This window comes from Sphingomonas sp. AP28 (genome assembly GCF_056680455.1).
In genome coordinates this window covers 324,566-339,008 of record NZ_CM155283.1, presented here as the reverse complement: position 1 = coordinate 339,008, position 14,443 = coordinate 324,566, and the positions used below count along the sequence as shown (strand labels likewise).

Below are 14,443 nucleotides of genomic sequence, written 5' to 3'. Positions count from 1 at the left end.
GGGGGCGACGTCAGCCAGATGAACTATCGTGGCTTTCCAGCCCGCCTCGACGAGCGATGTTCCCAATGCTGCTAACGGATTGATATGGCCCGCTGTTGGCGGCGCGATGATGGCGATATGTCGCCGGTTGACCGTCAATGCAGTGGAGCTTTCCGTCGCCGTCTCGTTGACCGGTTACTACCAGCATGTTCGCGGGCAGCGATAGCGCGATTTTACGGGTCGCCCCTCACAACGCCCACTTCACTGATCGGCATCAATGCGTAAATTTTCGGCGACGCTGGTTTCCGCTATTGGGGTATGACGCGATGTTCGTTGTCAGTGCTCTAGCGAGGTCGCGCGGACAGCGATTGTGGGATTCCGAATTGCAACTCTGCAACGACGGGAAAATGATCCGATGCGAAGACACCGCCGGCATGATCGGTTCGTACTTCGGCGCGAAGCGGGGTCAGACCCCGTACGAAGATATAGTCGATCCGACGGTCGGGGTGGCCGGTGAAGTCGTGGAAGGTGAGCTCCGGGCCCTGGCGTACCGGCGCCGCCGTCCATGCGTCGGTCAGCCGCGCCGAAAGCCTGGCATAGGCCCGACTGTCTGGCGTCGCGTTCATGTCGCCGGTCAGCACGATCGGCAGGGTTCCGGCGATCGCTTTCATCTGGTCGAGTAGCAAGGCAGCGGAGCGTTCGCGGGCGATATCGTCTTCGTCACGGTGCGCGAAATGCGTGTCGAACAGGACGAACTGGCGTCTGATCCGGCCGCGTGTTTCGAAGACGCCCCAATTGACCATGCGCGGCAATGTCGCACCCCACGCCATGCTGCCGATCACGGACGGCGTATCCGACAGCCAATAGTCGCCATGCCGTATCAGGGTCAGGCGATCGCGTCGGTAGAATATTCCCATATGCTCGTCCGCATGCCCTCCCCGGCGGTCGCGACCGAACCATGCATAGCTCGGCAATGCGCGAACGATATCCGCACCTTGCAACGCGAACAGCTCCTGGGTGCCGATCACGTCAGGGTTCGCCGCTGCGATCGTCCGCAGGAACACCGCGCGTCGCCGAGCCCATATGTTCGGGCCGTCGTCCGGGTTGGGATAGCGGACGTTGAAGGTCATGACGCGGAGATGGTCGGCGTTCAACGGACGCCCCGCGACCGGCCCTGCAAACAGGAGCAACGCCAGCGCGATGAAGCATAACACGATGGTCGGCATGATAAATATCTCGGCAAGGAAGGACGTGCGCAGGCTGCTGCGTCGCGCCAATGTCATATCCGGCGATCATTGCGCGACGATGACGGACATGATGCCATCCCGGACCTCGCTCGATCGACGCTTCTATCACCTCGCCAGCACCGAGACGTGGGAGCGGTTTTCGCTGCACGGCGTGAGGGCTCTGCTGACGTTGTATCTGATCGATAACGTGCTGGTCGGCGACGCCGATGCGGTCCTGGGATTGGCGCCCGTGCGCGCATTGCTCGAATCGCTGTCGGGATCGCTCACTCCCCTTGCCTTCGCCTCTCAGCTTTACGGCCTGTATGCGGCGCTGTCGTATCTGGTGCTGCCGATCGGCGGCGCGATCGGCGACCGGGTGTTGGGCCGGCGCCGCGCGACCGTCCTCGGCGCGCTGTCGATTGCCAGCGGGCATCTTTGCCTGATGCGTGAGGCGCTGCTGCTGCCCGCGCTGGCGTTGCTGATCGCGGGCACCGGGTGCATGAAGGCGAACCTGTCGGCGCAGGTCGGCGACCTGTTTCCGGCCGCGGATGGCCGGCGTAATCGTGCGTTCGCGGTGTATCTCGCCTTCCTCAACATCGGCGTGATGCTCGGCCCGCTGCTCTGCGGACTGCTCGCACAGCAGTTTGGCTGGCGCTATGGCTTCGGCGCGGCCGCGTTGGGGATGGCTGTCGCGCTCACGATCTATCTCAGCGCGCCGCCTGCCCTCCCGGAGCCAACGACCAAGCGGAATACAGCCACGCAACCGCGCCTTTCCGGCACCGCGATTGCGACGATCGTCGTCGTCGTGCTCGCCTTCTGTGCGTATGAGCAGGTGTCGAACATCTTCCTCGTCTGGATCACGGGGCATATTCGGCTCGACGTCGCAGGCCTCTCCGTGCCGCCGGCCTGGTTCGCCGCCGCCGACGGGTTCTTCACCATCCTGCTCGTCGCGCTGGTCACGCTGATCGGCAAGTCACGCGCCGGGCGGGGCTATGCGGCGCTGTCGCCCGCCACATTACTGGCGATGGGCTGTAGCGCGATCGGCGCGGGGTTCATCGTGCTTGCCGCGGCGGCCATGACGGGAACCGGCAGCGTACTCGTTCCGCTCGCCGCGCTTGTCCTGCTCGATCTAGGCGTGGTGCTCGTCTGGCCGGCGGGGCTCGCACTCGTCACCGCGTCGGCACCTGCCGGTGCGAGCGGGACGATGGTCGGGCTGTTCTACCTGCACGGGTTCTTCGCCAATCTGTTCGTCGGCTGGGTCGGCGGCTTCTACGAACGCGTCTCGATCGCCGAATTCTGGAGTTGGCATGCCGCCATCGCTGGCGTCGCGCTGATGCTCGCGCTCGCGTTACGTCACACGATCAGCAGGTGACCCAATCGAGCTTTTCCATCGCCGCCGCATAGGCCTCGTCCGGCGCACGGTCGGCGACCAGGATATCGACATCGGCGAAGGTCGCGACCGCAGCGACGCTGCATCGGTCGAACTTCGAGGCGTCGACCGCGATCAGAACGCGTTCGGATTGCGCGATCATCTGGCGGCAGAGATCGGCCTCGCCGACGTGATAATTGGTGAAACCCGCGACCGAATCGACGGACTCGGTCGAGATGATCGCCAGGCGGGGCCGAAACCGTGCGAGATAGGCGCGCGCATCGCTGTCGAAATACGCGCGATAGCGACCGTCGAGTTCGCCTCCCGCCGCGTAGATTCGATTGCCGTTGCGCCCCCCAAGCTCCTGCACGACGCCGACCGCATTGGTGACGATCGTCAGATCGCGCTTCGAACGCAGCGCCTGGGCGACGAAATGGCCGGTCGAGCTGGCATCGATATACAGCGACTGGCCGTCTTCGACGAGGAGCGCGACCGCGGCGGCGATACGCTGTTTGGCGGCGGCATTGCGGCCGAGACGCACCTCGAACGCGCCTTCTTCCACGGTCTTGGCAAGGCGTGCGCCGCCATGGATGCGCTCGATCAGCCCATCGGTTTCCATCAGGCGGAGTTCGCGTCGGATCGTCTCGTCGGAGACCGCGAGCGCTTCGGCCAGTTCGGCGATCGCATGCGCATCGCCATTGCGGAGCAGGTCGAGAATATCCTGGCGACGATCGCTGCGCTTCATCATGCGCCGTGCCTACCGGTTGGCCTTCAGCCTTCCAAGCGCGTTTTCCCGATCCATGTGAAGTTATCCATGAATCCCATCACGTTTCCGCAGATATGATCAGATTTCTCACATCATTTTACGATGTTGTCACAAAACGGTATCTAATCGGTCCTACCGCGTCTCTCGAACGGGCAGCTCAGCCCAATTCGACCATCCCAGGGGGGACCCATGAATTCGACCTTCACGATGCCGGTACGCCGGCAGCGATCGCTCACGCTTGCCTTGCTGACCCATGCCGCCCGCGGCGCGCTTGCCGTGGCGACGATCGGTGTATCCGGTACCGCCGCGATCGCGCAGACGACAGCGCCCGAGACCCAGGCCGTACCTGCGCCGACCGAAACCGTCAGCGAGGCGCTGACCGGCGACATCGTCGTCAACGGGCGCCGCCAGCAGACCGCGCTCGCCGAGGAGCATGACGCAGTTGGCGTGATCGACATCGTCACGACCGGCGACGTCGCGATCCATTCGCAGACCGGGATCGCCGATCTTGCCGAGACGCTGCCGGGAATCTCGGTCAGCCGCGATCAGGGTCGCAACCAGAGCGCGACCGGCGAGGCGCAATATGTCTCGATCCGCGGTTTCGACACCAGCTACAACGCGTACTCGCTCGACGGCCTGCGCCTGCCGCAGGTCGCGGGCAGCTCGCGCGCGATCTCGCTCAACCTGTTCTCGCCGTTCGCGGTCGGCGCAATCGCGGTCGACAAGACGCCGGGCGCTGCCAAGGATTCGGACTCGATCGCGGGCATCGTCGATCTACGCACGCCGACCGCATTCGACTTCTCGACCGACTTCACCCGGGCCCGCGTCCTCGTCCAGGGCGCGCAACTCGCACTCGATCGCAAGCAGAAGGGGTTCGGCGGCGCGGTCGGGATCGATGCCGCACGTCGGTTCGGCAGCGACCGACAGTTCGGCGTGTACGTGGCCGGCTATTACGAGGAGCGCGCCAACGCCGCAGAGTCGACCGCGGTCCAGAACGACTACAAGACCACGAACTTCAACGTCGGCACCGCGCGCGCCAATGGCGATGCGCTGTCGGCCGACGGCGTCCAGTGGAATTTCTACGACAACGAGATCAAGCGCTATGGCGCGACCGGCTCGCTCGATTTCCATAGCGATCCCGTCGAGCTGTTCGCGCGCGTCAACTACGCGACCTATCTCAATACCAACACGATGAACCAGACCGGCCTGCGCAACGAGCTGACGCGCGGCCAGACGAACGCGAACCCGGTCCGTACGCTGAACAACGGCAGCACCACGCAGGCGTACAACGCGGCAGGACTCTACACCCCGCTCGGCATCAACCCCGCCAGCTATTTCCGCACCGAGGACGTCGAGCAGGAGCTGTTCTCGGCCCAGTTCGGCGGCAAGGCGCATTGGAACGGCGTCACCGCCTCGCTCGAAGGCAGCTACGCGGATGGCCGGTTCGACCAGCCGCAGCGGATCGAGGCGGCGTTCCGCGGCATCGCGTACAACGGCGCCGCCAGCAACACCGGCCTGTCCAGCGAGGGCGTGATAGTCGACCTGTCAAACCCGCGCTCGCCGCGCCCGGTGCTGTCGTCGGGCGCCGCCGCCTATGTCGGCTCACTCGACCGACCGACGCAGCTCTACGTCCAGCAGGGCTATGACTATCTGTCGGAGACCAAGAAGACCGTGAAGGGCAGCCTCGGCTGGGAGGGTACCGGGTTCCTCGCCAGCGTCGCGGTCGGCGGACTGTACGAGGATTCGGACCGCGACGGCCGGTCACTGTCGCCCGATGTCACGCGATACCGGTTCCTGACGCCGTTGCAGGCCGGCACCGTGCAGGGGCCGACGATCAACCAGTATCTCGGCTATGTCCTCAAGGATTTCCTCGATTACTACCCGGCGCGGGGAATCAAGGTGCTCGACCGCAGCCAGCTCGACTCGCAGGTCAGCCAGTATGTGAACCTCGCCAGCGTCTCGCCGCAGGTCATCAGCCAGGGCCTGCTGAAGGCGAACGAAAAGCGCAAGGCGGCCTACGGGACCGCGACGCTCAAGCTGGGGACGCTCGAAGTCGTGCCGGGGCTTCGGTATGAGGACAACAGCTTCGACGCGCGCTATTTCTCGACCAACGCGAACGGCGTTGGCGGCAGCTTCGTGAATGCCGGACGCAACTACGACCATCTGGATCCAAGCGTTCTCGCGGCGTGGAAGCCCGACGACCGGTTCGTCGTACGGGGTGCGGTCCGCTCCAGCTATGCGCGACCGGGGTTCGACCAGATCGCCGGCCCGACCCGGCGCAGTGATGCGGATTCGAACGGCGTCATCACCGTCACCCGGCCGAACCCCGACCTGAAGCCGGTCGAGGCTTGGAGCTATGACGCAGGCGTCGAATATTATGGCGGCGTCGGGCGGTATCTCCAGGTCGCGCTCTATTACAAGGACATGAAGAACATCCTCGTGCCGACCGGTACGCGGTCGCTGAGCGAGGCGGTGGGCAGCGTCATCACGATCCAGCCCGCCAATGGTCGCGGCGGCAATGCCAAGGGCGTCGAGGCGTCGGGTCGCTTCACGATCGGCGACATGGTCGGCTCCGGCTTCCTCGGCAATTTCGGGGTCGGCGGCAACATCACCTACCAGCGGACCCGCGCCAATTACCAGATTTCGGCGACCGACATCCGCCGCTCCAGCCTGCCGCAGGCGCCGGACCTGATCTACAATGCCGAGATCTTCTATGCCGACGGCCGGTTCCGCACCAACCTCGCGTACAATTATACCGGCCGGTTCCTCGCGACGGTGCAGGACAGTCAGCCCGACATCTACGTCCAGCCGGTCGGCGAACTGAACTTCGGCCTGGCGTTCGCCGCGACCGACAATCTCGAAATCGGCGTCGCGGCGCGCAACCTGCTCGATCAGCACACCTATTGGGCGACGGTCGGCAAGTCGGAACGCTACATTTCTAACGATCGCAACGGCGGCTACATGAACACGGGACGCGTGTTCCAGTTCAGCCTCACGATGAAGATGTAACCTCCTGCCGCCGGTGCCTGCGCGCCGGCGGCGCCTCGTCTGCAAGTCAGGACATCCCGATGCGCCTTCTTCATACCCTGTCGATCACGATGATGGCGGCGATCGTGACCGGATCGTCCGCAGCGCCAGCAGCGGCCCGAACACAGCCGGCGCGTCGTGAATTCCAACTCGAGCGCGTCGTCATCGTGATGCGCCACGGCGTTCGCGCTCCGCTATCGGGCGAGGTCCCGTCCGACACCCGTACGGGACTACCCTGGCCGCGCTGGTCGGTTCCGGAAGGTCATCTGACCCCGCACGGCGCGGCGGCGATGCGCGTGCTCGCACGGCACGACCGTCGCTGGCTGGCCCCGCTCGGCCTTTCTCGCTGCCCGGTTGCCGGCACGGTCCGGATCTGGGCCAACACCGCCCAGCGGACGATCGCCAGCGGCGAAGCCTATGCGGCGGGCTTCGCCCCCGAATGTCCGATACCCGTCGGCCATTTCGCTGCCGATCGGATCGATCCACTCTTCGAACCGCTAGGCGCAGGCGCTACCGTGTTCGATCCGAAGCAGGCGATCGCTTCGATCGACCACTACACCGGCGGCATGACCGCGCTCACGGCACGACACCAACCCGCAATCGCTCTTCTGAACCGGGTCCTCGGCTGCGACGTCGGCCAGGCTTGCAGCCCTGCCACCCCGGCAACGCTCGCACCCTCTGCGGACAGGCGCGGCATAGATCTTTCCGGACCGATCCGGGCAACGTCCGGGATCGCGCAAGTCCTGCTGCTCCAGGAGGCGGAGGGCATGCCTCGCACGTCGGTAGGCTGGGGGCGTGCCGATCCCGCCACGATCGAACGTCTCGGCGCGCTTCATGCAGCCCTGTTCGACGTCTTCACCCGTTCGCCGTACATGGCTGCACACCAATCCTCGGTACTTGGCGACCGCATCATCGACACTCTTTCGGCGTCCAGCTCACCCCGCTTGGACATCTTGGTTGGCCACGATACCAACGTGACCGCGCTTGCCGCCACGCTGAACGCCACTCTTGACGCGCCCGGCTTCGCCCGAAACGACGTTGCGCCCGGTGGTGCACTGGTATTCGAACGCCTGCGCGATCGGCGATCCGGCAAGCTCTACGTCCGTGTATTCTACCGGGCTCAAGGCCTAAGCGCCATTCGCTCGCTAAGTCCAAACGTGACCGTCACGCGGCTAGGCATACCGGGCTGCGCAACACCCTGCCGCCTCGATCGATTTACCAACCTGCTGAGGTTGCGGCTTCCTGTGCTCGTAGCCGAGCCTGACCACCATGGCAGGCGATAGCATCGACAGCATCTTACCGCCCAGAAACGGCAAATGTCCAATTCGAGAGGTAACTCATCCGAGTTCGACCGGGACATGGAATAGAACGGTTCGGCCTGGATCTCGGTAACGGCATTGCGTCGTGGTGGTGAAGCAGGCAGCATGCACATTCATGAACGGGAGACCGGATTGTGCCTGTTGCTGTTTTGGATACCCAGCGGCTGAAGCTCGTCGCTCTCGTCCCGGAAAATGCTGAATCCATCTTCGACCGGTTTCAGGAATTTGCCCGGTTTGGTGAAATGCAGCAGATCGCGGTTCGGGGCCGTACCACCGCGGAGCGGACCGCATTGGCAGCGCGCATCGATGACGCGGTGGCGGTCTCCAATCGCGCCGTGATGGTCCTGGCGCAGGGAAGCGCATGTGCGGCGGCTGCATGGTGGGCACGATTGTCGCCGAAATCATACACCGCAAACGTCCTTGGCGCCTTGCTGGTGGCGCCCGAAGAACCAGGTTTCCTCAATCGGGGTTTTGCATCTCCAAGGGTGGCTTTGCCCTTCCCATCGATCGCCGTCGGCGCAGACGACGAGACGCAACGGCTTGGCGTGGAATGGGGAAGCCGATTGATCGACGGCCCGCTTCTAAACGCTGCAACGGCGCCGACCGGTCGCCTTCGCGCGATCATCGAACGCTTCACCGCGGCCGTGATCGAGCGCGATGTCGTAGCTGCACATCGCATCATCCAAGCCATGGGAGATGGCTAGATAAGCGCGGCCGGATCGACGCCGGGGCAGGCATCGATCCGGTTCGACGTGAACGGGCGTCGCGGAGGCACTGATTTGGTAACGGCCGCTCGACGTCTCCAGTAAAGCGTTACCCCGCCACGCCGTCACTCGCTGCAGCGTCGAGCTTGTCCTGAGTGCGTGTTTTGAAGTCGCCCGCGTCGTGCCGCTCGGGGAGCTGGCTGGCGGGATCACCCATCACGCGGTTGACCATGCGCCCGCGCATCACCGCGGGCCGCGCGGCGATAAGGTCGGTCCAACGCGAGACGTTCTTGTAGTCGTTCACCTGCAGGAACTCGGCGGCGTCATAGACCAGCCCGTGCACCAGCGCGCCATACCAGGGCCACACCGCCATGTCGGCGATCGAGTACTCGTCGCCGCCAAGGTACTCGCTTTCGCCCAAGCGCCGGTCGAGAACGTCGAGCTGTCGCTTTACCTCCATCGCGAAGCGGTCGATCGCATATTCGATCTTCACCGGTGCATAGGCATAGAAATGCCCGAACCCGCCGCCGAGCATCGGCCCCGCCCCCATCTGCCAGAACAGCCACGACAGCACTTCCGCGCGCTTGGCGCGATCGGTGGGAAGGAACGCACCGAACTTCTCGGCGAGATAAAGCAGGATCGAGCCGGACTCGAAGACCCGGATCGGATTTGCGCTGCTGCGATCGACCAGCGCGGGGATCTTCGAATTGGGATTGGCTTCGACGAAGCCGCTGCCGAACTGGTCGCCGTCCATGATCTTGATGAGCCAGGCGTCGTATTCGGCACCCGTATGCCCGGCAGCGAGAAGCTCCTCGAGCATCACCGTCACTTTCACGCCGTTGGGCGTGGCGAGCGAATAGAGTTGGAGCGGGTGCTTGCCGACCGGCAGTTCCTTGTCGTGGGTGGCGCCGGCGATCGGGCGGTTGATGCTGGCGAACCGGCCCCCGCTCTCCTTGTTCCACGTCCAGATTCTTGGCGGCGTATAATCGGCGGCTTCGGTCATCGGGATTCTCCGCTACGGTTGTTCCTTGGGCTGGCCGTGAGCCGCTAAGGAATGCGACGCAAGCCTGGAATACGCCCGGTGCGGCCGGCTGCATTGAATCAACCCTTGGGGTGGGCCTCAGCACAGTATCTTGGGCAATAGGACAGGTATGAAGGCCGAGTTGCCGGTGCCCATTGTCACCGGCGACGGAAGGACCGCGCGATTACCCGACCTTCGACCTGAACCGATAGCGTCATTCGACGCCGATCGGTCGACTCGGGGCTGGCGTTGAGGGCGTTGCCGATCTGATAGTCTTGAGGGGTAGCCGATCGCCAGACAGCCGACGTTTTCGCGTTTGTGCGCGGTGCAGTCACCAGGTCTGTGGCGCCGTTAGACCGGGCCCGTCGCAACCAACTGCGGCAAAAATGCAACGTTGTTACGAATGAACGACGCGCGATACTGTTTACGGTTGTCAAACCAGGCCCATTGTGACCGTTTAATGCACGAGGGCGGTGCAGCGAATGACACCGCCACGACATTCGCAGGGCTGGTCAAAAAGCGTTTTCGATACGCCGAACATAATCGACGATCGAACGCGGGAACATCTGAAGAAGGCTCTTGAAGGGCCAGGTTTCTTAAGGGGTTTCAGATGATCAGATACACGACTTCAACCGTCGCCTTGGCGGTTGCCTTGCTATCGGGCTCTACCGCGTATGCGGCTGGATCGGGTACCGCGCAGGACGTAGCTGCGGCGTCTGCCCAAGATCCGACGCCTCAAGCGGTCGCGCCCGCCGAGCCCGAACCGACGAGCGACATTCTCGTGCTCGGTACGCGCCGGACCGATCGTACGCTCGCCAATTCGGCCTCGCCCGTGGACATCATCAGCGCGGAAGACCTTACCACGCAGCCCGCCGCCAATATGATCGACGCGCTGAAGAATATCGTACCGTCCTTCTATGCCGGCCAGAACTCGATCTCGGACGCCTCGACCTTCGTCCGCTCGCCCTCGCTGCGCGGCCTGTCGGGGGATCAGGTTCTCGTGATGCTGAACGGCAAGCGTTACAATCGATCGGCGCTCGTGCAGGTTTACGGCGGCAGCGACACCGGCCTTGGCCGCGGTGCGCAGGGCCCTGACATTTCTGCAATTCCGTCACTTGCGATCGGCAACCTTCAGGTGCTGCGCGAAGGCGCCACCGCGCAATACGGCTCCGACGCCATCGCGGGCGTGCTGAACTACGGCCTCCGTTCGGATCAGGGGATCGAGTTGGTCGGCCGCGCCGGACAATATTATGCGGGTGACGGCGAAAGCTATCAGATCGCAGGTAACGCAGGCGTGAAAGGCGACTGGGGCTTCATCAATGCAACCGGCGAATATGTCGACGAAGGACAGACCAGCCGAGGCCGGACGCGGCCATCGGCGGCAAACTTCGCGGCCAATTTCCCCGCGCTCGCGTCACAATTGCCGAACTTTCCGGGCCCCGTACAAATCTGGGGGAACTCGCCGTCGCACGGGTTCAAGTCGGTGGTCAACGCCGCCATCAACGTCACCGCCGACAGCAAGATCTACGCATTCGGCAACTATGCGCAAAGCAAGGGCAACCAGAGCTTCAACTATCGTGCGCCGGTTTCCAGCACCGCCGTCGACAGCACCGGGGTGGTCCGCAACCAGGGTGCGAACGGCGCCTTCAACAACACCTTCTTCCTGACGCCCTGCCCGACCGGCAACGCCACCTGCCCAACCGGCGGCTTCGTCCGGGACGGCAACACCTTCCGGTTCGGCACGCTCTATCCCGCCGGCTTCACGCCTCGTTTCGTGGGTAAGTCGCAGGAGTTGTACGGCGTGCTTGGCTACAAGGGCACCGCCGGTGACTTCACCTATGATTTGTCGGGTACGTTGGCCCGCAACAAACTGTCGTTGTCGATGTACGATTCCGCCAACTTCTCCTACGGCCCGGCGACGCAGACCAGCTTCGAATTCGGTGACCTGATCCAGAAGGAAGTCAACTTCAACGCCGACTTCACCTACGCGGCCGACCTCGGCCTCGCTGCACCATTGACCATTTCGGCGGGTGGCGAATTCCGCAAGGAAACCTACGAACAGACCGCGGGCGATCTACAGTCCTACAACGCCGGTCCCTACGCGATCGCCCAGCCACTCTACACGCTGACCGCTCCGGGCGTGTACACCGCCTCCGGCACCACCGCCGCGCAAGGCGTCGGCGCCAGCGGCTATGCCGGCACCAGCCCGGCCACCGCAGGCAAGTTCAGCCAGAAAGCCTATGCCGCCTATGTCGGTCTCGAAACCGATCTTACAGACGCGCTGACGGTCGGCGCTGCGGGCCGGTACGAGCATTACAACACGTTCGGCGATGCCTGGGTCGGCAAGGTGAACGCACTCTACAAATTCGTCGAGGGCTTCTCGGTTCGCGGCAGCTTCGGCACGGGGTTCCACGCACCGTCACCGGGTCAGTCGAACGTCTCGATCGTCACCACCTCGTTCAACAACGGTGTCGCGTTTCAGGCCGGCACGTATCCGACGAATACTGCCGTCGCGCAATATTATGGAGCGACCAACCTGTCGCCGGAAAAGTCGACCAACTACGGCTTGGGCGTTATCCTCGAACCGGTTCGGGGCATGACGATCACAGTCGACGGTTATCGCATCGATCTGCGCAACCGTATCGGCCTGACGTCACCGTTCATCGTCAGCGCAGCCGATCTGGCGGCCCAACCCGCATTGCTGCCAGTCGGCATCGGTGGGCAAGTGCAGTACTTCACCAACGGCTTCAAGACGCGCACTCAGGGCATCGATGTCGTCGGGACATACCGGACGAAACTGAGCGATGCCCTGCTCAACTTCTCGCTAGCGTACAACTACAACGACACTAAGGTCACCGACTACGACGCCCGGGTGGTCAGCGCCGCCCAGCTTATCGATGCCGAAAACCTGGCGCCGAAGCATCGCGTCGTGTTCAACGCGAACTGGTCGCTGGACAATCTGAGCCTTAACGTTCGCGAGAATTATTACAGCTCCTTCACCAGCGCACAGGATTACGGCCAGACCAACGGCGTCGCGAACCAGCGGTTCGGGGGCAAGTTCACCACCGATATTGAACTGAGCTATACGTTCGCCGACCATTTCACGCTTTCGGTCGGTGCGCAGAACTTCACCGACGAGCATCCCGATCGACTGGCGGCCAATTCGACGGTGCAGATCTATCCGCTCACCGGCGGTACGTCGGACGGCCAGGTCTATCCGCGTAACGGCGGCCCGTTCGGGTTCAACGGCGGCTTCTACTACACCCGCCTCCGCGTGAAATACTGATATCGAGTGGGAGTGCCAGTGCGCTCCCACTTCTGTACCTTGTGATGTAGCGGCAAGCCATGTTCATCACCGGTAGCTGCGTCGGTGAAGATGCGTGTGTCGGGCCTTCGCGCTTGACGCCGACATGGTCGGCTCCGAAAGTCGGGACAATGGCATCCACACCGAACCATCGTTGGTCTAGCGATCTCATGCAGGCCGCGCTCGCACTTCACGACAACCAGTTGCACGTCGCCGAACCGCTTCTGAAAGCGTATCTCAAGCGTGATCCGTTCGACGCACGCGCGATCCGCATGCTCGCCGAACTGGCCGGGCGGATCGGTCGATACGGGGATGCGGAAGCGTTGCTGCGTCGTGCGGTCGAGTTGGCGCCGGGCTTTACCGCGGCGCGTGCGAACCTTGCGCTAGTGCTCTACCGCCAGAACCGCGCACCCGAAGCGCTGACGTTGCTCGACGCCGTGATCGCCGACGAACCCGACAATCCCGGCCACGCAAATCTGAAAGCCGCCGCACTGGGTCGGCTTGGTGGGTTCGAGGATGCGATCTCGCTCTATGAAAAGGTGCTGCATGATGCGCCGGGTCAGCCCCGTGTATGGCTGAGCTACGGTCACATGCTCAAGACCGTCGGGCGGCGTGACGACGGCATCGCCGCGTATCGCCGCGCTTTGTCGCTTCTCCCGACGCTGGGCGATGCTTGGTGGAGTCTCGCCAATCTGAAAACGGTGCGGTTCGACGACGCCGACATCGCGGCGATGGAGGCTGCACTCGCGCGACACGACCTGGACGACGAAGACCGGTTCCATCTCGATTTCGCACTCGGCAAGGCGTTCGAGGACCGTCGAGACCCGGTCCGGTCGTTCGCCCGTTACGAAGCGGGCAATGCCCTTCGCCGCACCCGGATCGTGTACGAGGCCGACGAAACGAGCGCGTTCGTCGACCGCTGCACCGCGCTGATGACCCCGGAGTTTCTGGACGCACGTCGCGGCCAGGGATGCACCGCGGCGGACCCCATCTTCGTGCTCGGCATGCCGCGCGCGGGTTCGACGCTGATCGAGCAGATCCTCGCGAGCCACAGTTCCGTCGAGGGCACCACGGAACTGCCGGACATGCCAGCGCTCGCCCGGCGTATCGCTGAGTATCCGAATGGCATCGCCACCCTATCCGCCGACAACTTGCGCGAGATCGGCGAGGACTATCTGCGACGTGCCGCGATCCAGCGACGCACCGATCGCCCGTTCTTCATCGACAAGCTGCCCAACAACTGGGCGCATGTCGCGCTGATCCATCTCGCGCTGCCGAATGCGCGGATCATTGATGCGCGCCGCGATCCGCTCGACTGCTGCTTTTCGAACTTCAAGCAGCATTATGCGCGGGGGCAGGCGTTCAGCTATTCGCTCGACGACCTCGGCCGCTATTACCGCGACTATGTCCGGCTGATGACGCATATCGACGCCGTTTTGCCGGGCCGCGTCCACCGCGTCGACCACGAAGCGCTGCTCGAAAATACCGAGAGCGAAGTCCGCGCATTACTGACCGCCTGCGGCCTTGAGTTCGAGCCCCCCTGCCTCGCCTTCCACGAGACCGAGCGCGCGGTTCGCACCGCCAGTTCGGAACAGGTCCGCCGGCCGATCAACCGCGACGGGGTCGATGCCTGGCGCCCCTACGACCAGTGGTTGGGACCGCTGCGGGCAGCGTTGGAGGTTCCCGCTCCCGTCTGACCCGTGGCGAAAACGTCACGGATGCGTCATA

Annotated in this window: 9 protein-coding genes; 6 read left to right on the top strand and 3 right to left on the bottom strand. The window is 63.7% G+C overall.

Annotation, left to right across the window (positions count from 1 at the left end; genetic code table 11):
* Positions 1 to 323: 323 nt before the first annotated feature.
* On the bottom strand, positions 324 to 1,205 hold the full coding sequence (locus AC1MH0_RS01455) for an endonuclease/exonuclease/phosphatase family protein (RefSeq protein WP_480964380.1): 882 nt from the start codon (positions 1,203 to 1,205) through the stop codon (positions 324 to 326).
* On the opposite strand from AC1MH0_RS01455, the gene AC1MH0_RS01450 reads away from it, so the two are divergent.
* The gene (locus AC1MH0_RS01450) at positions 1,204 to 2,577 is read left to right on the top strand and encodes a POT-type proton-dependent oligopeptide transporter (protein ID WP_480964379.1); all 1,374 of its coding nucleotides are present in this window, start codon (positions 1,204 to 1,206) and stop codon (positions 2,575 to 2,577) included. The two genes, AC1MH0_RS01455 and AC1MH0_RS01450, sit on opposite strands and share 2 nt — an antisense overlap.
* On the opposite strand, the gene AC1MH0_RS01445 is transcribed toward AC1MH0_RS01450, so the two are convergent.
* Positions 2,567 to 3,322, bottom strand: a complete 756-nt coding sequence (locus AC1MH0_RS01445; protein ID WP_480964378.1) for a DeoR/GlpR family DNA-binding transcription regulator — start codon at positions 3,320 to 3,322, stop codon at positions 2,567 to 2,569. The genes AC1MH0_RS01450 and AC1MH0_RS01445 overlap by 11 nt on opposite strands.
* A 207-nt stretch (positions 3,323 to 3,529) precedes the next feature.
* Here AC1MH0_RS01445 and AC1MH0_RS01440 point away from each other — a divergent pair, with 207 nt between their 5' ends.
* The 3 genes from AC1MH0_RS01440 (at position 3,530) to AC1MH0_RS01430 (ending at position 8,390) form a co-directional block, all read left to right on the top strand.
* Positions 3,530 to 6,349 (top strand): TonB-dependent receptor, encoded by a 2,820-nt coding sequence (locus AC1MH0_RS01440; RefSeq protein ID WP_480964377.1) that lies wholly within the window; start codon positions 3,530 to 3,532, stop codon positions 6,347 to 6,349.
* Positions 6,350 to 6,408: 59 nt separating this feature from the next.
* Complete coding sequence (locus tag AC1MH0_RS01435; RefSeq protein WP_480964376.1) at positions 6,409 to 7,650, top strand: histidine-type phosphatase; 1,242 nt, start codon at positions 6,409 to 6,411, stop codon at positions 7,648 to 7,650.
* Positions 7,651 to 7,820: 170 nt separating this feature from the next.
* The gene (locus tag AC1MH0_RS01430; RefSeq protein WP_480964375.1) at positions 7,821 to 8,390 is read left to right on the top strand and encodes an alpha/beta hydrolase; all 570 of its coding nucleotides are present in this window, start codon (positions 7,821 to 7,823) and stop codon (positions 8,388 to 8,390) included.
* Positions 8,391 to 8,499: 109 nt separating this feature from the next.
* On the opposite strand, the gene yghU is transcribed toward AC1MH0_RS01430, so the two are convergent.
* Positions 8,500 to 9,393 carry a glutathione-dependent disulfide-bond oxidoreductase gene (gene yghU / locus AC1MH0_RS01425; RefSeq protein WP_480964374.1) on the bottom strand — a complete coding sequence of 298 codons (894 nt, stop codon included), beginning with the start codon at positions 9,391 to 9,393 and terminating at the stop codon, positions 8,500 to 8,502.
* 628 nt (positions 9,394 to 10,021) lie between these two features.
* Between yghU and AC1MH0_RS01420 the strand changes: the two genes are divergently transcribed.
* Positions 10,022 to 12,697 (top strand): TonB-dependent receptor plug domain-containing protein, encoded by a 2,676-nt coding sequence (locus AC1MH0_RS01420; RefSeq protein WP_480964373.1) that lies wholly within the window; start codon positions 10,022 to 10,024, stop codon positions 12,695 to 12,697.
* A gap of 149 nt (positions 12,698 to 12,846) precedes the next feature.
* A complete protein-coding gene (locus tag AC1MH0_RS01415) occupies positions 12,847 to 14,412 on the top strand; it encodes a sulfotransferase family protein (RefSeq protein ID WP_480964372.1) in 1,566 nt (521 codons plus the stop codon).
* Positions 14,413 to 14,443 lie beyond the last annotated feature (31 nt).

Bases quoted from the DNA above. Each gene is read 5' to 3' on its own strand.
- AC1MH0_RS01435 (WP_480964376.1), top strand. From the start codon at position 6,409: ATGCGCCTTCTTCATACCCTGTCGATCACGATGATGGCGGCGATCGTG.
- AC1MH0_RS01420 (WP_480964373.1), top strand. From the start codon at position 10,022: ATGATCAGATACACGACTTCAACCGTCGCCTTGGCGGTTGCCTTGCTA.
- yghU (WP_480964374.1), bottom strand. From the start codon at position 9,393: ATGACCGAAGCCGCCGATTATACGCCGCCAAGAATCTGGACGTGGAAC.
- AC1MH0_RS01415 (WP_480964372.1), top strand. From the start codon at position 12,847: ATGGCATCCACACCGAACCATCGTTGGTCTAGCGATCTCATGCAGGCC.
- AC1MH0_RS01450 (WP_480964379.1), top strand. From the start codon at position 1,204: ATGATAAATATCTCGGCAAGGAAGGACGTGCGCAGGCTGCTGCGTCGC.
- AC1MH0_RS01445 (WP_480964378.1), bottom strand. From the start codon at position 3,322: ATGATGAAGCGCAGCGATCGTCGCCAGGATATTCTCGACCTGCTCCGC.
- AC1MH0_RS01455 (WP_480964380.1), bottom strand. From the start codon at position 1,205: ATGCCGACCATCGTGTTATGCTTCATCGCGCTGGCGTTGCTCCTGTTT.
- AC1MH0_RS01440 (WP_480964377.1), top strand. From the start codon at position 3,530: ATGAATTCGACCTTCACGATGCCGGTACGCCGGCAGCGATCGCTCACG.